General features: G+C 62.9%; 16 protein-coding genes and 3 pseudogenes. 10 read left to right on the forward strand and 9 right to left on the reverse strand.

Annotated features, from left to right (window positions below; translation table 11 throughout):
- Positions 1-253 precede the first annotated feature (253 nt).
- The 6 genes and pseudogenes from M3461_21370 to M3461_21395 all read left to right on the forward strand — a co-directional run bounded on the left by M3461_21370 (position 254) and on the right by M3461_21395 (position 5,088).
- Positions 254-1,114, forward strand: a complete 861-nt coding sequence (locus M3461_21370; GenBank protein ID MDQ3776715.1) for a hypothetical protein — start codon at positions 254-256, stop codon at positions 1,112-1,114.
- Positions 1,115-1,117: 3 nt separating this feature from the next.
- Positions 1,118-1,687 (forward strand): annotated as a pseudogene (locus M3461_21375) (DUF1788 domain-containing protein).
- Positions 1,684-3,912, forward strand: coding sequence for a BREX system P-loop protein BrxC (gene brxC, locus M3461_21380; GenBank protein ID MDQ3776716.1), 2,229 nt, complete (start codon positions 1,684-1,686; stop codon positions 3,910-3,912). Before M3461_21375 ends, brxC begins: the two are co-directional and overlap by 4 nt.
- Positions 3,913-3,945: 33 nt before the next feature.
- Positions 3,946-4,167: a type II toxin-antitoxin system HicB family antitoxin gene (locus M3461_21385; protein ID MDQ3776717.1), complete on the forward strand. Its 222-nt coding sequence runs from the start codon at positions 3,946-3,948 to the stop codon at positions 4,165-4,167.
- Positions 4,160-4,379: pseudogene (locus tag M3461_21390) on the forward strand (type II toxin-antitoxin system HicA family toxin). The gene M3461_21385 and the pseudogene M3461_21390 overlap by 8 nt, the downstream one beginning before the upstream one ends.
- Before the next feature lie 10 nt (positions 4,380-4,389).
- Positions 4,390-5,088, forward strand: a pseudogene (locus M3461_21395) (BREX-1 system adenine-specific DNA-methyltransferase PglX).
- A gap of 191 nt (positions 5,089-5,279) precedes the next feature.
- Here M3461_21395 and M3461_21400 read toward each other — a convergent pair.
- From M3461_21400 to M3461_21410, 3 genes are all read right to left on the reverse strand, one after another.
- A complete protein-coding gene (locus M3461_21400) occupies positions 5,280-6,044 on the reverse strand; it encodes an SDR family oxidoreductase (protein MDQ3776718.1) in 765 nt (254 codons plus the stop codon).
- A gap of 154 nt (positions 6,045-6,198) precedes the next feature.
- Positions 6,199-6,444 carry a hypothetical protein gene (locus tag M3461_21405; GenBank protein ID MDQ3776719.1) on the reverse strand — a complete coding sequence of 82 codons (246 nt, stop codon included), beginning with the start codon at positions 6,442-6,444 and terminating at the stop codon, positions 6,199-6,201.
- Positions 6,445-6,532: 88 nt separating this feature from the next.
- Complete coding sequence (locus tag M3461_21410) at positions 6,533-7,555, reverse strand: flippase-like domain-containing protein (protein MDQ3776720.1); 1,023 nt, start codon at positions 7,553-7,555, stop codon at positions 6,533-6,535.
- Positions 7,556-7,916: 361 nt separating this feature from the next.
- Between M3461_21410 and M3461_21415 the strand changes: the two genes are divergently transcribed.
- Genes M3461_21415 through aepX form a run of 3 tightly spaced genes read left to right on the forward strand, consistent with a single transcriptional unit; the run spans position 7,917 to position 11,061 of the window.
- Positions 7,917-8,654 carry a 2OG-Fe(II) oxygenase gene (locus M3461_21415; GenBank protein MDQ3776721.1) on the forward strand — a complete coding sequence of 246 codons (738 nt, stop codon included), beginning with the start codon at positions 7,917-7,919 and terminating at the stop codon, positions 8,652-8,654.
- On the forward strand, positions 8,651-9,406 hold the full coding sequence (locus M3461_21420) for a phosphocholine cytidylyltransferase family protein (protein ID MDQ3776722.1): 756 nt from the start codon (positions 8,651-8,653) through the stop codon (positions 9,404-9,406). The genes M3461_21415 and M3461_21420 overlap by 4 nt, the downstream gene beginning before the upstream one ends.
- The gene (gene aepX / locus M3461_21425) at positions 9,403-11,061 is read left to right on the forward strand and encodes a phosphoenolpyruvate mutase (protein ID MDQ3776723.1); all 1,659 of its coding nucleotides are present in this window, start codon (positions 9,403-9,405) and stop codon (positions 11,059-11,061) included. The genes M3461_21420 and aepX overlap by 4 nt, the downstream gene beginning before the upstream one ends.
- On the opposite strand, the gene M3461_21430 is transcribed toward aepX, so the two are convergent.
- Together M3461_21430 and asnS are read right to left on the reverse strand one after the other, a co-directional pair.
- Complete coding sequence (locus M3461_21430; GenBank protein ID MDQ3776724.1) at positions 11,036-11,317, reverse strand: hypothetical protein; 282 nt, start codon at positions 11,315-11,317, stop codon at positions 11,036-11,038. The two genes, aepX and M3461_21430, sit on opposite strands and share 26 nt — an antisense overlap.
- Positions 11,318-11,765: 448 nt before the next feature.
- A complete protein-coding gene (asnS, locus tag M3461_21435) occupies positions 11,766-13,151 on the reverse strand; it encodes an asparagine--tRNA ligase (GenBank protein ID MDQ3776725.1) in 1,386 nt (461 codons plus the stop codon).
- Between the two features lie 485 nt (positions 13,152-13,636).
- Here asnS and M3461_21440 point away from each other — a divergent pair, with 485 nt between their 5' ends.
- Positions 13,637-14,020, forward strand: coding sequence for a hypothetical protein (locus M3461_21440; GenBank protein MDQ3776726.1), 384 nt, complete (start codon positions 13,637-13,639; stop codon positions 14,018-14,020).
- Positions 14,021-14,027: 7 nt separating this feature from the next.
- On the opposite strand, the gene M3461_21445 is transcribed toward M3461_21440, so the two are convergent.
- From M3461_21445 to M3461_21460, 4 genes are all read right to left on the reverse strand, one after another.
- Entirely contained in the window at positions 14,028-14,957 is a 930-nt protein-coding gene (locus M3461_21445; protein ID MDQ3776727.1) for an N-formylglutamate amidohydrolase, read from the reverse strand.
- Positions 14,958-15,095: 138 nt separating this feature from the next.
- Positions 15,096-15,908: a transglutaminase family protein gene (locus tag M3461_21450; GenBank protein ID MDQ3776728.1), complete on the reverse strand. Its 813-nt coding sequence runs from the start codon at positions 15,906-15,908 to the stop codon at positions 15,096-15,098.
- Between the two features lie 56 nt (positions 15,909-15,964).
- Complete coding sequence (locus M3461_21455; protein MDQ3776729.1) at positions 15,965-16,693, reverse strand: peptidase; 729 nt, start codon at positions 16,691-16,693, stop codon at positions 15,965-15,967.
- Positions 16,690-16,983 (reverse strand): hypothetical protein, encoded by a 294-nt coding sequence (locus tag M3461_21460; GenBank protein ID MDQ3776730.1) that lies wholly within the window; start codon positions 16,981-16,983, stop codon positions 16,690-16,692. The genes M3461_21455 and M3461_21460 overlap by 4 nt, the downstream gene beginning before the upstream one ends.
- Positions 16,984-17,284: the final 301 nt, after the last annotated feature.

Consider the following 17,284-nt stretch of genomic DNA (forward strand, 5'->3'; position numbering starts at 1 on the left):
TCCATCGCCTACTTGTCACCCGTCAACTACGAGAGGAGGATATGTTCAACACCGAACCCGCAACCACCGCAATGCACGGCTTGAATCCCAAGCCGTAAATCGTCCACGGAACGGGGGGAACTCCAATCACCCATCACCCACCTTCCCGTCCGACGCGACAGGACCGGTTGCAAAGGGCGTTGAAGTTCCTATCCTTTGATGTAATCGTACACATTTCAGAGTATTATAAACAGCTCTTATCGCGCCGGCTAGTATGCCGGCGAGAGTTGACATCTTTTTCGATACCTCTATAGTGTCCGACCGTGAGTGCGATATCCGATTTTTGAATTTTGAAGCCGGGATAGCCGGCCTCCCGCCTGCTCAGGCGCTGGCCTGGGGATTTCGCTGTGGTAAATGCGGCACTCACACCAGTCGCACGATCATGCTCGAGGAGCTGTCGCACGTCCTAGACGCGACTCCCGGCATGGCTTCCCGTGAGGACTACGCAGATGCAGTCTTGGAACACAACTGCCTTGGGAAAAGGACGGCGGCAACCCGCAAGCTGTCCCTCCAAAGGCTTACCGAGCTCTATGGGCTTGATGCACGGGTCGTTCTGTTCCGCGTCTTAAGAGACCTTTGGGGACGGCACGAAACCAGCCGCCCGCTTCTTGCCCTCCTGCTGGCGCTCGCGCGTGACCCGCTGCTACGAGCAACTGCTCGGGCTGTGGTGACAACTCCGTTCGGGCACGAGTTCGCGCGGCAATCGATGAAAGACGCGCTTTCGGACGCGGTAGGTGAGCGATTGAACGATGCCACGCTCGACAAGGTAATCCGCAACGCCGCTTCGTCGTGGACCCAGTCAGGCCACTTGCGTGGACGAGGACGTAAGACGAGGCAGCGCGTCGAGGCAACCCCGGCCGCGGCGGCCTATGCGCTGCTGCTTGGGTTTGCCGTCGGACGGCGTGGGCGCCTGTTGTTCCAGACGCCCCGGGTTTCCGTTTTGGATGGCAGTCCAGACGAAATCATTGATGTTTCGGTAGGCGCGAAGCGGCTTGGACTACTCGATCTCAAGCAGTCGGGATCGATGATTGACGTGTCGTTTCCGACGTTGTTCACCGAAAGGAACGGGGGCTGATCCGTGGGGCACATCGACAGGTTGGCTGACCGCTACAAGAGCTATATCGCGCTTCCGTGGCAAAAGGACCTGGCGGGCGCGCAGCGTACCATCTTCGTCGTCTACGACAAAGCCGACGAACGGCGGCTGCGGGCACGTAAAGATCTGTTCGCGTTGGCCACCGCGGAGACAGGGCACGGATGGAAAGAGTGTGATTTGACTAAGGTCTTTGCGGAGTGGATGGGGAAAACGGAGTACCGGGACAGTTACTTCGAGTCTCCAGAAGATCTCGACTTAAAGCTAGAAGACGACTTTCTGGAACATGTAGCCGGGCGAGTGCGCGCCGTGCTTACGGCGCCTGAGGTTGACGAGAATTCGGTTGTGGGTGTCTATGGCATCGCCTCGCTTTTTTGATTCGTCCGTGTCTCGGAACTAATGAAAGAGATCGAGCGGGATATCAGAGGCCGAGTGGTTGTGTTCTTCCCCGGCGAGTACGAGAACAGCAACTACCGATTGTTGGATGCACGGGATGGGTGGAACTACCTCGCAGTCCCGATCACCTTGCAAGAAGATCGAGGGGTGTACGAGGTATGAAAAACCGGCATCTCTACCAGAGAGACCCGAGCAAGATCACCTTGCTGAACAACGGCGTCGCGACGATGACCGACGCTCACACCGACGATGAACGCCGCACCCTGCGCTTCGAGCTCGAGCACTTCGTGTGCGAAGGGGAGTACCAGCGAGGCCTGGTCCGTATTCTCGACTCCTACGTCAGCAACCAGGGTCAACCCGAGCAACCGGCAGCGTGGGTCAGCGGGTTCTTCGGTAGCGGTAAATCCCACTTGGCCAAGATGCTGCGTTTCCTGTGGACGGACTATACCTTCCTGGAGGATGGCGCCAGTGCCCGCGGTTTGGCTCGGTTGCCGAACGATGTCCAGGATATGCTCAAGGAGATCTCGACCCTGGGCAAGCGTAGACAGGGCCTGCATGCGGCAGCCGGAACGCTGGGCGCCGGTGCTGGCGACAGTGTTCGGCTCGCGCTGGTCGGGATCGTGTTCCAGTCCGCGGGGCTGCCCGAGAGCCTCCCGCAGGCGCAGTTCTGCCTCTGGTTGAAGAAGAACGAAATCTATGACCGAGTGTGCGCCGCCATCGAAGGGGAGGGACGTGATTTTCGCCGGGAGATGCATGACATGTACGTCAGCCCCCTGATCGCTAAAGCCCTGCTCGCGGCGGATCCAAGCTTCGCAGCCAACGAGAAGGAGGCCAAGGCGGCCCTGCGTGCTCAGTTTCCGAAGCCAAAAGACATCACCACGGACCAATTCGTGAGCGCATTGCAGGATACGCTTGCGGCCGACGGCCACATGCCCTATACCGTGATCATCCTCGACGAGGTGCAGCAGTACATCGGGGACGACACCACTCGCTCGTATGTGGTTCAGGAGGTGGTCGAGGCATGCAGTAAGCGCTTCGGCGACCGCTTGCTGTTTCTCGGCACGGGCCAGACGGCACTCTCCGGTACACCTGCGCTGCAGCGGCTGCAGGGACGCTTCACCGTCAACGTGGAGCTCTCCGATCACGACGTCGAGACGGTGACCCGCCGGGTCGTCTTGGCGAAGCGCCCCGACCGTGTCAACGACGCCAAGTCGACCTTGGAGACCAATGCGGGAGAACTCGATCGACACCTCGTCGGTACCAAGATAGGTCCTCGCAACGAGGACAAGTCGGTCCTAGTTGAGGATTACCCGCTGCTGCCGGTGCGCCGGCGCTTCTGGGAGCACACCCTTCGCGCGGTCGACCGTGCGGGCACCGCAGGGCAGCTCCGGACACAGCTTCGGATCGTCTACGACGCCATTCGGCGGACTGCAGAGGATCCGGTCGGTACGGTCGTTCCGGGCGACTTCCTGTTCGAGGAGATCTCCGCGAATTTGCTCCAGTCCGGCGTGCTACTACGAGAGGTCAACGAAACCATCATCGAGCAGGATGACGACACGCCGGATGGCTATCTCAAGTCGCGCCTATGTGCTCTCGTGTTCCTGATCAGAAAACTCCCACGGGAAGCCGGGGTGGATATCGGGGTTCGTGCCACGGCCGATGCGCTGGCCGATCTACTGGTGAAGGACTTGGCAAAGGATGGCTCCATACTGCGAGCGCATGTACCGAAGCTGCTGGATGAGCTAGTCGCCACCGGCACGCTCATGAGGCTGGACGACGAGTACAGTCTTCAGACCCGCGAGAGTAGCGAGTGGGAGGCCGAGTTCCGTAATCGGCAGACGAAGCTCATCAACGATCCGACGCGCATGAGTGGCAAGCGCGCGCAACTCCTTGGCGCCGCGGTCCAGGACGCCGTGGGGTCCGTGAAGCTCCTACACGGCAAGTGCAAAGAACCCCGGAAGCTTGCTTTGCACTTCGGCGCCGAGCCGCCGCAGGGGACTGGGCACGAAATCCCGGTGTGGATACGTAACGGCTGGGGCGCGGACGAAAAGAGCGTAATCGCAGATGCGCGTGCGGTGGGACTTGACAGCCCAGTGATCCACGTGTTCGTCCCCAAATCGCGTGCCGATGCGTTGGCCCGGGTCATCGCTGCCCAGAGCGCTGCCCGGGATACGCTGGAATACAAAGGAGTCCCCTCGACGGCGGAGGGCATCGAGGCTCGCCAGGGGATGGAGACACGCCTGACGGAGGCGACAAACAGTCTGCGCACGCTGGTCGCAGAGGTTATCGACGGGGCGAAGGTGTTCCAGGGTGGGGGGACCGAGCGCTTCGAGTCGACCCTGCTGGCGAAAGTGAGGGAGACCGCCGACGCATCCCCAGTAAGCTGACGAAATCGTAATCGAGAACAGGAGAGCGTGGCGATGACCAGACAGTTGACGGCGATTATTGAGCGGGAGGGCGACGGCTACGTTGCCTTGTGCCCGGAAGTGGATGTCGCGAGCCAAGGAGCTACCGTGGACGAAGCGCGCAACAACCTCAAGGAAGCGTTGGAGTTGTTTTTCGAGACGGCTTCCCCCGCGGAAATTCAACAAAGAGTCCACGACGAAGTCTACGTGACCCACGTCGAGGTTGCCGTTGCCTAAGCAGCGGGTACTTTCCGGGCGCGAGGTCTGCCAGATACTCGCTGGTCACGGCTTCGTGGAGGTCAGGCGACGTGGTAGCCATGTGGTGATGCAAAAGATCGACGCGCATAGCACCATCACGCTCCCAGTACCGGCTCCACAAGGAGCTGCGTGCGGGAACGCTCATGTCAATCATCCGGCAGTCAGGGTTGCCGCGCTCGGATTTCGAGTGACTTTGGAACCATGAAGACGCTCTCGCCGGAACTGCGCAAGCAACTCGAAAAAACCGTTGTTCGGGCCCGTGACGTAGCCGAGAAAGGCGCGCGCGCAGCGCTGGAGGCGCTCGCCGTGCAGCACCATGAGCCCTACGGACACATGACCTCCGGGCAGCGCACCCTGCGACGTCGCCTGCGCGCCCACGCGCGGCAGCTCGGCGACCGTCTCGATGCGCGTTCCGGGAGCCAGGGCATCGGGCACCTGGTCCATGAGTGCGCCTACGAGCGCTGGCACGGGATGCTGTTCGCCCGGTTCCTGTCGGAGAATCATCTGCTCATCGAGCCGGAGATGGGTGTCGCCATCAACCTGGAAGAATGCGAGGAGCTGGCAAAGGAGGAGGGTTCCGACAAGTGGGCGCTCGCCGCGCGCTTCGCGCGTCGCATGTTACCGCAGGTGTTTCGACCCGATCGCCCGGTGTTCGAAGTCCAGTTCGCCCGCGAGTACCGGTTGAAGCTGGAATCGTTGGTCGAGGATCTCGCGGCCGATGTGTTCACCGCGACGGACTCGCTCGGCTCGGTATACCAGTTCTGGCAGTCGAAGAAGAAGGCCGAGGTGAACCACTCCGAGGTGAAGATCGGGGCGGACGAGCTGCCCGCCGTGACCCAGCTCTTCACCGAGCCCTACATGGTCCAGTTTCTCCTGCACAACTCGCTTGGGGCATGGTGGGTCAGCCGATATCCGGACCGTCCCTGTCCGGTCGAACTGACCTATCTCCGTTTTGCCCCCTCTCCCCCGGAGACCCCAACGGGAGGGGGCGAGGGGATGGGCGATCCGATTCAGACCTTCTCGCTGTTCCAACACCGATATCCTGTACGCGATGGGTATATCCTTCCCATTGGAAAGGGGCGTGACGGGCGTTACGATGCCAGCCCGCCGTCGACCCTGAGCGTCTGACCGGTGATGAAGGCGGCCTCCTCGGAGCAGAGATACAGGGCCGCGTGCGCCACGTCTTCCGGGACCCCGAAGCGCCTGAGCGGGGTGTCTGCGATCACTGCCTCCTGTGCCTCGCGCGCCATGACCTCGTCGGCAAACGCGGTGCGGATCCAGCCGGGCGCCAGCTCGTTGACCCGGACCTCGGGCGCGTAGGAGCGCGCCAGGCATTTGCTGAAGCCGAGCACCCCGGCCTTGACGGCCGCGAACATCTCTGGATTGCGCCCCGCCATCCCCGACAAGGCCAGGTCCCAGGACATGTTGAGGATCACCCCCGACCCCGCGGCCTTCATGATGGGGGCGACGCGCCAGGAGCACTGGATGGTACCCTTGAGGTCCACCGCGATAAGGCGTTCGAGCTTTTCGTTGTCGCAGAGCACGGCCCCGGAACCAGTCAAAATATCGGCGCCGGCGATGTTGGCCCAGATATCGATGCGGCCGAAGGCCGTGAGGGTCGCCTCGACGAGGCGATCGACGTCGGCCGAAGAAGAGACGTCCGCCTGGATTGCGCGTGCCTCTGCGCCGGCTGCGCGGATCTCGGCGCAAAGCAACTTGGCCTGGGCCTGAGATCGGTGGTAGTTCACCACCACGCGCGCGCCTTGCAGGGCGAAGAGCCGGGCGATCGCCCGGCCTATACCGCTACTCGACCCGGTGAGGACTGCGATCTTCTGGTCCAGACGGTATGGCGTCACGGCGACTGGATCTCGTGCCGAGCGCGGCCACCTCAGCCTCGGTGAGCTATCGGACCGGGCTACGGGCCACGACGGGCGGCGTCATACGCGATGCCGATGATAACGAGCACGACGACAAACGCAAAGATGAGGATCACATTGTAGGTATCCATGGTTAAGCCCGTTCGATCTCGTCAATACACCCCGCGATCTTACTATGAAGGAACACCGCCATTGCACCGAGCAGTGCTATCAGAACGCCCGCCAGGATGAGGAGAAGGAGATTGGTACCCTGCGCGTTATCGGGGCCTTGTGCATTCGCTACAAGCCAACCGAGAAGACTGACGTCCACCGCTATGACAATACTTTGCCATAACTTCAGGTAGCCGATCCGCTCCTTGAGGTGATCGAGGTGGGCCACGATGGTGTCTGTGAAGAGCGGTGCGAGTACAGCAAACGCTACGAGGACGCCCTCTCACGCCCGGCTCTCTTTAGGGCAGCACATGCGCTTACGGCCGTGGTGCCTCCAGTGCCGCATCCTGGGGTGCCTCGGCCTCAGCTTCGCCACCCGCAAAGGTCCACCAGAGCCCGATCCCGGCCGCGATCCAGATGATCTCGCGGACGCGGCGCACCACCGCGCAGGCGAGCCCCAGGCTCGGATCGCCGGTCAAGGCCGCACACACCACCTTGAATGTCCCCTCCTGGGCCCCCAGGCTGGAGGGGATGAAGGAGGTCCCGGCCCGCACCAGTTGTACCAGCGCCTCCATGATCCACGCATCGACGAAGCTCACGGGGTGCCCGAGCAGGTACATCACGGCATAGACCTCACCCATCCCCATGAGCCAATTGAGGAGCGCGAACAGAAACGCCCCGACCATGCGTCCGCGGTGCGCGGTGTAGAAGCCCGCCATGCGCTCGTCGAACCCGTGTACCAACCGAACGGCACGGTCCCAGCGGAAACCCGGCCAGCGGGCGCCGAGATGCCGGCCCACCCACGAGCTGATCCGGTAACGCTGCATCAAGAAGAACAGGCCGATGCCCGTGGCGAGCCCGGCGAGACCGAGCCCGGCGATGGCCTTGTACGAATCACTCAGCCGCTCGGCCGGCAGGAGCAGCCCGAAACCCAGGGCCAGGAATACCACCAAGGCCATCAGGATCAGCGTCTTGGCCAGGATCAGCGAGACGCCCGAGTCTTGGTACCCGACTCCGTAACGGGCCTTGAGCATCAAGGCCTTGACCGGCTCGCCGCCCATGGAGCCGAACGGCGTGATGTTGTTGATGGCCTCTCCGGCCGTACGCACGAGATACAATCGCCACAACCAGCGCAGGTTGAGGGGCACGGTCAGGAGGGTGAGCTGCCACCCCGCCACGTCCATCAGGAAGGTCGCGGCGAAGAACAGCAGCACGAAGACCATCCCCAGGAGCCCGATGTCCCGGACATGGTTCAGGACCGCGGTCATGTCCATATCCCGCACCGCAAGCGCGAGGAGTAGGACCCCGAGGACCAGACACAAGGGTTTCACATAGGTCATAAGTATCGATCCGTTAGCATCAAGCGGGCCCGCCCGCCGGCCCGCCAAGGCCGAAGGCGGGATCGACCTCGACCCCCTCGGCTTGACCGGCGCGCCGCAGATCGTCCGGGGAGAGCGGTCTCCGTGAGGAGGGTGATCCCATGGGCACTGGGACATTAAAGGATTGGCCACCTGTTACTATTTCGATACACAAGAGGGGTTCTTCCGCTGCAATAATGTTACAGTATAAACCGCCTAGCGTACATTTGTTGCGCCGCCGCTTCGTGACCGGCCACTATCGTCAACGGGCCGTCCGCCGCAACGACCCCCGTCTCCCTTTCGGATAGCGCTTGAGACACTTACGCCCAAGAACGGTTTCTGGATGACCGCCCTACCCGAACCCGGGCCTCTCACCGGCCAGGACCTTGATGCGCTCGGCGCGGAATTTCGCCGCCGGCACCGGTGCCTGATCGTGCGCGGGGCCCTCGCGAAGCCGGTCCTCGAGGTTCTGCTCGCCGCCCTCCCGGCGCTGCGCCCGGAGGTGCACCGCAACTATCTCCCCGGCCACAAGAAGGGCGGCAGCATCAGCCGCTTCCAGCTCGACCGCCTGGCGCCGGTGTTCGGCGAGCTGTATCGTTCGGCGGCATTCACGCGCTGCCTGGAACAGATCACCGGGGAGCGCCTCCTTCCGTGTCCTTTGGACGATCCGCACACCTATGCCCTCTACTACTACACGGAAGAGGGCGACCACATCGGCTGGCACTACGACAACTCGTATTATCGAGGGCGGCGCTACACCGTCTTGATCGGCCTCGTGGAGAGCTCGGGCAGCCGGCTGGAATACCAGCTCGACCGCCCCAAGCGCGCCAAGCATGAGCGCGAGATCCACAGCGTGGCCACCGATCCCGGCACTCTGGTGGTCTTCGACGGCGACGGGCTCTACCACCGCATCACGCCGCTCGGGCGCGGCGAAGAGCGCATCGCGCTCACCCTGGAGTACGTCACCGATCCGAGGATGTCGCCCATGTGGCGCTTCGTGTCGAACATGAAGGACGCCATCGCCTATTTCGGCTTCGCCGCGGCCTTCGGTGGCGGCAAGCGCCCGCGTACCGGCCAGTGATCCCCGAACAGGACCGGGCCCCGCCAAGGGCGGTCATCCTCGCGGCCGGGGTCGGCCAGAGGCTCGGGATCGATCACCCCAAGTGCCTCCTGCGGATCGGCGGGCGCACCCTCCTCGACCGCCACCTCGATCATCTGGAACGGCTCGGGGTGGACGAGGTGGTGCTGGTCCTGGGCCATCAGAAGGATCGGATAGAGGACGCACTCCGAGGCCGGACCGGCATCAAAACCCTCGTGAACCCCGACTACCGGCAGGGCAGCATCCTGAGCCTGTGGCGGGCCAGGGACGAGCTCTCTGCCGGGCGGGATATCGTCCTGATGGATGCCGATGTCCTGTGCGGCCTGCCCCTCCTGCGCCGCCTCATCCAGAGCCCCATCGCGAATTGCTTCCTCCTCGACCGCGACTTCGAGCCCGGACCCGAGCCCGTGAAGCTGTGCGTGCGCGACGGGCGTTTGGTCGAATTCCGAAAGGAGGTCAGCCCAGCGCTCCGCTATGATTATGCGGGCGAGTCGGTGGGCCTTTTCCGTTTCTCGGCAAGGGCGGCGGCCGAGCTTGTCGGCCGCACGGAGGTCTACCTCCACGAGGGGCGGGCCGAGGCGCCCTACGAAGAGACGATCCGCGAACTCCTCCTGGCCAATCCGAACGATTTTGGCTTTGAAGACATCACTGGTCTGCCGTGGATCGAGATCGATTTTCCCGAAGACCTACGCCGTGCCGAGGAAGAAGTCCTCCCGGCACTCTCCGAACCATGAATCACCCTGACCCTGCGCCTGCCGTCTCGAAGTCCCTGCGACTGCGCCGGCTCCTCTATTCCCCACGGAGCGAATCGCTCATGGAGGCCCACAACGGCATGAGCGCCCGCATCGTGGAGGAGGCCGGGTTTGCCGGGATCTGGGCGAGCGGCCTCACCCTTTCGGCTCAGTATGGCGTGCGCGACAACAACGAGGCGAGCTGGACCCAGGTGGTCGAAATGCTGGAGTTCATGGCGGACGTGACCGACATCCCGATCCTCCTCGACGGCGATACCGGGTACGGGAACTTCAATAACCTCCGCCGCCTGGTCAAGAAGCTCGGGCAGCGCGGGATCGCCGGGGTGTGCATCGAAGACAAGTTGTTCCCTAAGACCAACAGCTTCATCGGCGGCGAGCGCCAGGCACTCTGCGACATCGAGGAGTTCTGCGGCAAGGTCAAGGCCGGCAAGGACAGCCAGGAAGACCCCGACTTCTGTATCGTGGCGAGAGTCGAGGCTCTCATCGCGGGCCACGGGCTCGCCGAGGCCTTGAAGCGCGCCGAGGCCTATCACGCCGCCGGGGCGGATGCGATCCTGATCCACAGCAAGCTCCCGCGTCCTGACGAGATCGTCGCTTTCGCCCGGGAATGGGCCGGGCGTGCGCCGCTCGTGATCGTCCCGACCAAGTACTACAGCACGCCGCTCACGGTCTATCGCGAGGCGCGGGTGAGCCTCGTCATCTGGGCCAACCACATGCTGCGCGCGGCGGTCGGGGCGATGCAGGCGGCGGCAAAGAGCATCCACGCCGCTGACACACCGGTCCACGTCGAAGATCACATCGCGTCGGTCGAGGAGGTCTTCCGCCTGCAAGGGGCGGCGGAGCTAGCGGCCGCCGAGCGCCGCTACGCCGGCCTGCGGCGCCCCGACACGAGCGCCGTGATCCTGGCCGCGACCCGAGGCCAGGCGCTCGCGGACCTGACCGAGGGCCGGCCCAAGGGGATGCTGTCCGTCGGCGGCAAACCGCTCCTGCGCCGGCTGGCGGACGAGCTGAAGAAACAGGCGGTGAACGACATCACGGTGGTCGCCGGTTACCGCGCCGACACGGTCGATCTGGCCGGCATCACCCTGGTCGTCAACGAGGACCATGACGAGAGCGGTGAGCTCTGGTCGCTCGCGTGTGCGGCACCCCGCTTCACCGAGGACATGGTGATCCTCTACGGCGATCTCCTGTTCCGGGGTTATATCCTGCGTGATCTCCTGGACAGCGACGCCGAGATCACGGTTGTGGTCGATTCGGCGCCCATCCTCGCCCCACCGAGCGGCAGCCCGGATCTCGCTTATTGCTCGCGCCCCGACGATCGATCACTCCTCGCCCCGGACATCCGCTTGTTGCGCATCTCGAGCGAACGACCGGCCGCTGGTGTTGCGCCGTCGGGCCGCTTCATCGGCATGCTGCGGGTCCGCGGCGCGGGCCGCGACTGGCTCACAGACGCGCTCGCCACGCTGCGCGGGCGGCCGGAGTCTCCAAAGCTCTCCATCCCCGATCTCCTCAACCACCTGGTCGCCCTGGGTCGGCCCGTCCGGGTGCTGTACATCCATGGCCATTGGCTGGACGTCAACTCGCTTGCCGATCTGGAACGGGCCGGGGATTTCACCCGCGGGGGTTCCGGGAAGTAGGGATTTCAGGTGCGTCCATGGGCGCCTTGAACTGCTCGCACAGCCCGGCGGCGATCTCTTCGGTGTACCGGTAACGGCTCTCGTCTTCGTAGACGAGGTCGAAGGGCGCGTCGTACTTGGCGTCGCCTGAGATGCGGCGCAGGTGGGCGAGCTGCTCGAGGAAGTAGCCCCGGTACATCATGTTCCCGCCGCCGTTGGCGAACACCGGGTCAGAGTCGCAGACCCGTCCCTCCGCGCCCGGCGAGTGCTGGTGCACGTTTGCGTGGGCCGAGGGGACACGGGAGCGACCATGATCGACTGCAGGAGGCCGTCCAGGTAGGTGCAGAGACCGTTGCCGCAGTAGCCGGGAGCGTTGTAGACGCCCGCCACGCCCGGCGGGATCGTGTGCCGGAGTAGAAGTCGGCCGAAGCTGACTTACGACCTGACGTACGCCATCTGGATGTTGGTCAAGATGGCGCAGGAGACCCCGGCGTGGTGGGAGGTCTACGTCGACGCGGGCGACTGCTTCGCCCAACCGATCGAAGCCGACTATCCTATCCGCTCATGAGCACCGACTTCTGGACCAGCTCGACCGGTATGGGCTCGTCTACAAGGCCGCGGCTCCCCCCTGCAAACCCGGAGGCACTCGTGGTGTTCGTCCATGGGGTCTTGGAAACCGTCGCCGGACTTGGAGCCATATGCCTCAGTGGGTCCTGGCGCCGAGATCAAAACTCGAGGTGCTTGGGCGTGCGCGGGAACGGGATCACATCGCGGATGTTGGTCACCCCGGTCACGAGCATCAGGAACCGCTCGAAGCCGAGCCCGAAACCGCTGTGAGGCACACTGCCGAAGCGGCGCGAGTCCAGATACCACCAATAGTGTCCCTCATCGAAGCCCATCTCGTTGATGCGCGACCGGAGCACATCGAAGCGCTCTTCCCGCTGGCTGCCGCCGACGATTTCCCCGATCCTCGGTACCAGGACGTCCATCGCCGCGACCGTCCGTCCATCGTCGTTGAGACGCATGTAGAACGCCTTGATGACCTTGGGATAGTCATGGACGATGACCGGTTTCTTGAAATGACGCTCGGTCAGGTAGCGTTCGTGCTCGGTTTGCAAATCGGCGCCCCACGCCGGCTCGAACTCGAAGGATTCGCCCGAGCCCCGCAGGATCTCGATGGCATCGCTATAAGGCAAGCGCTCGAACGCGTTTGCGGCGATATTCTCCAGTGTCGGAAGCAGCGATGGGTCCACAAAACGCGCGAAGAGCCCCAGATCCTCGCGGCAGTGATCCAAGACGTAGGTGACCAAATGGCGGATGAACTCCTCGCCGAGGTCCATGTCGGCGTCGAGATCATGGAAAGCCATCTCCGGCTCAATCATCCAGAATTCGGCCATATGGCGGGCGGTGTTGGAATTCTCGGCGCGGAAGGTGGGACCGAAGGTGTAAATCTCACCGAGCCCGAGCGCGAACATCTCGCCCGAGAGCTGGCCGGAGACCGTCAGCTTCGCTTCCTTCCCGAAAAAATCCTCGCTGAAATCGGCCCGTCCGTCACGCTTGGGGATATTGTTGAGATCGAGCGTGGTGACGCTGAACATTTCCCCGGCCCCTTCACAGTCCGAGGCAGTCAGGATCGGGGTCTGGATATAGTAGAAACCGCGGTCTTGGAAGAATTGGTGGATAGCATGGGCGAGCCGCGAGCGCACGCGGAACAGAGCGCCGTATTTATTGGTGCGCGGTCGCAGGTGCGCGATGGTGCGCAAGAACTCGTCGGAATGCCGCTTCTTCTGCAGCGGGTAATCCTCGGGACAGGTCCCGATGATCGCGATGCTATCGGCTTGGACTTCCCAACGCTGCCCGCTCGCGGGCGAGGCGACGAGCCTGCCTTCTACGGCAATCGCCGCGCCGGTGCCGAGATCCTTGACCTCGGCATAGTTACCGAGCCCGGCCTCCGCGATGATTTGGATGTTTCCGAGGCACGACCCGTCGTTAAGCTCAAGGAACGAGAGTCCCTTCGCGTCCCGGCGCGTCCTGACCCAGCCCTTGACGAGCACCCGCTCGCGCGGGGCTTCGGCGCCTAGAAGCGTTTTTACTTTTTCGCGTTTCTGCATGGTAGCCTCTTTCGCAGATCTCTGGTTGTCTCTTAAGTCGTAAGTAGCGTCACACCCCGCTGCCGCAGATATTTTCCCCCTGATCCCCGTAGGACGTCTCGCAGGGATCGTACAATTCGAATGAGGGCCACCTGCGCGACACACTCATTCGCGTAGATCTTCACGGGCTCGTACTTCTCCCGACATCGGAACGATACCGCGCGCCGGTATTCGAATCGTACTCTACACCGCACCGACTCGCGATTCGACACACACTAAGCCGAGCGGGGAGGTCTGGCAAGAAGTCGGTTGCGTACCAGCTTCCCTGCCCCGGTCGGTGCGCCTTGCGATCGAAGCCGACTATCCTATCCGCTCATGAGCACCGACCCCTGGCCCAGCTCGAGCCGGTGTGGGCTCGTCCACAGCCGCGGCTTCCCCTGCAAACCCGGAGGCACTCGTGGTGTTCGTCCATGGGGTCCGGGAACAGTCGCCGGACTTGGGGCCGTATGCCTCAGTGGGTCCTGGAGGCCGGTTTGGACCTCGACGTCGTTTCGTTCTCGTACCCGTCCAGGCCCTGGGAGCGGGCCGCGATCCCACAGGCGGCCGATGATCTGAAGAGTTGGCTCGACACCGAGCTTCAGGCCTACCGCCACCTCGTGTTCGTCACGCACAGCAGCGGTGGCCTCGTGGTCAAGGACATGTTGCGGGGAGCCGCCCGCGACGGTCACGTCGCGGTACCGGGATCGGCCCCAGGCGCCCCGCGCTCGGTAGGGCTGCGGACCCGCCGTACATCGCCGTGCCGCATCAGGGCGGGGCTGTCCTTGCCCCGCGCCGCCTGCCGCATGCTGTGGGTCACGATCAGGTCGTGTATTCGGTGCAGTTGCCATTAAACAGCGATTAAGCAGCCGATGGAAGCATGCTGCAAAGAGTTTCCTTGAGCGTCGTGCGAAGCAACTGTCGTAGCGGCTTCCAGCCGATACGGACATGCGTTTGGTTGACTTCTATTTCGATCCCGAGATAAGCGACGGAAGGGAATCCGTGGCGGAGATATGCCGTAAAGCCGTCCGCCGTACCGCGATAAGGGTAATTTAGCCGTAGCGTAAGCTCAGGCGCCGCGCTGCAAAGGACCCGGCGCCACGCGCCGCAGAGCGTTCGTTCCAACGCTCGCCGGGGATCGTAAAGAAGCCCGATATCGGCATGCCGTACCTGGCCGTCCAAAACCGGCGTGAAGCTATGGACGGAAAGGTGCAACACGGTGCGGCCTCGGCGGGCGCGGCGCGCGATCCAATTTTCCACCGCGTTCCGATACGGCAGGTAATAGTTCGCGGCGAGCCTCCGCCGATCGCTCTCGGGACAAGCCCGCGTGATGGCGGAGTACAACTTCACGTGATGTAAAGAGCGATTCAGATCGATTAACAGCCTACTTATGCTCCCGGCGAAGAGCGGTGCTTCCAACGCCGTCGCAAGCTCGCGCGCGAGCCGCAGCGCGCCGAGATCGGATCCGCGATGAGTTTTCAGCACTGCTTCCTGACCACGAAATAACGCACGGTAGCGGGACGGCACGCGGCGGCTCGCGTGCTCGCAGGTGACAATAACGCAATCAATCGAGGCCAAGGAGCTGGCGTCCCTCAGCCAGGCGGCGACAAAGCTCGGCGTAAACCGCGATAAGGCGCGAGCGTTGCGGCTCCTTACCCGCAGCGCGCAGCAGGCGCCGCGCGAGCGCAGGATCGTCCGCGGGGGTGTGCGCCAGATCTCGCCCGCGGGCGCCGCCGTGATCAGATGATGCCAGAGATCCCGCGCCTCGCAACGCCGTTCCGGAAACGTCACCACCCGCAGAAAGCGCGCCGGACGCTTACGTTGTTACAGATCATGTGAGTTAGCAATAAATAGCTACCTGATCTAATTGGCCTGGTGCCACGGCAGCCGGTTTTGAGCTCGATGCTCGTGTCGGCCGAGCAGTCGGATTCATCCTTCGCTCAATTCGTCTGTCCATACCCTGAAGCTCGTTAGCTTGTTGCGGCCGAAGGTGTGGCTGATGGGGACATCAGCCGCGTCGCGACCGCGGGCGATCAGCACCCGGCCGATGCGCGGCGTGTTGTTCCGAGCGTCAAAGGTGTACCAATGACCGTCAAGATATGCCTCGAACCAGGCGGCGAAATCCATCGGGTCATGTGGTGGCGGTACGCCCATGTCCCCCAGGTAGCCGGTACAATAGCGTGCGGGGATGTTCATGCACCGGCAGAATGCGATGGCGAGGTGCGTGAAATCACGGCAGACGCCGGTCCCCTCATCGAAAGCCTCCCAGGCCGTCTTCGTGGAGCGCGCATGCTCGTATCCAAAAGCGATATGCTTATGGACGAAGTCGCAGATCGCTTGGACGCGTCCCCATCCGATCGGGAGGTCGCCAAAGAGCCCCCAGGCCACCTCGGATAGCCGATCGGTTTCGCAGTATCGGCTTCCCAGGAGAAACACCAGGGTTTCCTCGGGCAGGTTTTCCACCGGCGTCTGTCCCGCCCAGGCGGCGACCACATCCGGCTTCCCGGGGTCCTTCACGACCGCATTGGCGGAGAGCCGAATTTGGCCCTTCGGCGCTACGATCCGGCTGCACCAATTGCCAAAGCCATCACGATAGGCTGTGATCGGGACCGGCGGGTCGGCGATGAGGTGGTCGGGAACGATGATATCGGAGACGCGCGTGAAGTGGACGCTCAAGGTCAATATCATCGGCGTCGGCTGCAGGCAGTCGTAAATCAATTCGTAGCCAATGCTAATCTTCATAATGGGTCTCCTGACGTTAGAGCTTCGCCGACCCGATATCGATGTACCGGGCCAGGTTACCAAGGCAACTCGGGGAGCTCGCTGAATACGTGCCGCACACCTTCGCTCCATTGACTGCTAAGCGCGGTGAAATACGCATCCCCCTCGTCGAACCGACGACGCATCTGCATTTTAAGACTGTCCCGTTGGTAGCAAATCAGATCGATTGGCATGCCTACCGACAAGTTACTTCGCATGGTCGAATCGAACGAAACCAGCACGCATTTCGCAGCATCGGCGAGTGTCGTGGAACGGGTAATCACGCGATCGATGATAGGTTTTCCGTATTTTGTTTCACCGGTCTGCAGATAGGGCGTGTCGAGCCCCGCCTCGATAAAATTGCCCTCCGCATAAATCCGAAAAAGCCGCAAAGACTCGCCGCTAAGTTGTCCGCCGAGTATGAACGAGGCGTTGAACTTGATGGCACTCTCTGCCAAATACTGACCGTCGCGGCGATCAATGTCGCGCATCGCATCCGCCACCAAAACCGCGACGTCAAACATGGTCTGCGCGTTCCATAAATTGCGCACCGCGCCCTCGGCGTCACCCCGTTGCTTCAGCACGCTGATCACCGCCTGTGTACCCGCCAGATTACCCGAGCTCAATAGAACGATCACCCGGTCACCACAGCGTTCGAACACCGTCATTTTGCAAAACTTTGCAAAATCGTCCACTTCGGCGTGCGTGCGAGAGTCCGAGGCAAAGATCATCCCTTTATCGAGCAAGATGCCTACACAATAAGTCATTTTTCGTTCTCATCGATACACCATTTCCTAGCGACGAGCGCGGGGATCGTCGCCAACTCCTCCAGTACCGCGGGGGACAGGCGCAGGTGGTTGAACGGCACCTCTTTCGAAGTCGACTCGTGGTTCGTGATTCCCGCCGCCCCCGGGCGTGAGCCCGGCTCACAACGCGGCGCCTTGGCATCGTGCCGATAGACAGCCGAACCCATCGGCACCGGCTCGCTGCACGCGCAAAGGAGCGTGACGGCGCAAAGGGTGGCGAGGCGGGACAGTCTCGGGCGCGTGGGCGGCATGAGCGATGTTGTCCGATGGCCAGGATGCCACGCCTCTGGCACGGCACTAGCGCTGAACCACAGGCATTGAATCACAGGCGGCAGAGATTGCAAAGGCGAGGCGGACGGGCGGGAGGGTGCCGCCCCGACCCGCCCGAACTATCTCGGCGCCGGCTCGAAGTAGAGACCGTCGTAAGGCGGCTCCAGGGGCGCGGCGGGCGGTTCCGTGCCGGGCGTCGAATTACACGTCCACACCTTGACCTGGCAGTTGCCGCCCGCGCTACGGCATTGGGCGAGCGCCCGGTCCTCGGCCGTGGTCCGG

Source organism: Pseudomonadota bacterium, from assembly GCA_030860485.1.
Taxonomy (GTDB): Bacteria; Pseudomonadota; Gammaproteobacteria; order JACCXJ01; family JACCXJ01; genus JACCXJ01.

Bases quoted from the DNA above. Each gene is read 5' to 3' on its own strand.
- M3461_21370 (MDQ3776715.1), top strand. From the start codon at position 254: ATGCCGGCGAGAGTTGACATCTTTTTCGATACCTCTATAGTGTCCGAC.
- brxC (MDQ3776716.1), top strand. From the start codon at position 1,684: ATGAAAAACCGGCATCTCTACCAGAGAGACCCGAGCAAGATCACCTTG.
- M3461_21385 (MDQ3776717.1), top strand. From the start codon at position 3,946: ATGACCAGACAGTTGACGGCGATTATTGAGCGGGAGGGCGACGGCTAC.
- M3461_21410 (MDQ3776720.1), bottom strand. From the start codon at position 7,555: ATGACCTATGTGAAACCCTTGTGTCTGGTCCTCGGGGTCCTACTCCTC.
- M3461_21415 (MDQ3776721.1), top strand. From the start codon at position 7,917: ATGACCGCCCTACCCGAACCCGGGCCTCTCACCGGCCAGGACCTTGAT.
- aepX (MDQ3776723.1), top strand. From the start codon at position 9,403: ATGAATCACCCTGACCCTGCGCCTGCCGTCTCGAAGTCCCTGCGACTG.
- asnS (MDQ3776725.1), bottom strand. From the start codon at position 13,151: ATGCAGAAACGCGAAAAAGTAAAAACGCTTCTAGGCGCCGAAGCCCCG.
- M3461_21440 (MDQ3776726.1), top strand. From the start codon at position 13,637: ATGCCTCAGTGGGTCCTGGAGGCCGGTTTGGACCTCGACGTCGTTTCG.
- M3461_21450 (MDQ3776728.1), bottom strand. From the start codon at position 15,908: ATGAAGATTAGCATTGGCTACGAATTGATTTACGACTGCCTGCAGCCG.
- M3461_21455 (MDQ3776729.1), bottom strand. From the start codon at position 16,693: ATGACTTATTGTGTAGGCATCTTGCTCGATAAAGGGATGATCTTTGCC.
- M3461_21460 (MDQ3776730.1), bottom strand. From the start codon at position 16,983: ATGCCGCCCACGCGCCCGAGACTGTCCCGCCTCGCCACCCTTTGCGCC.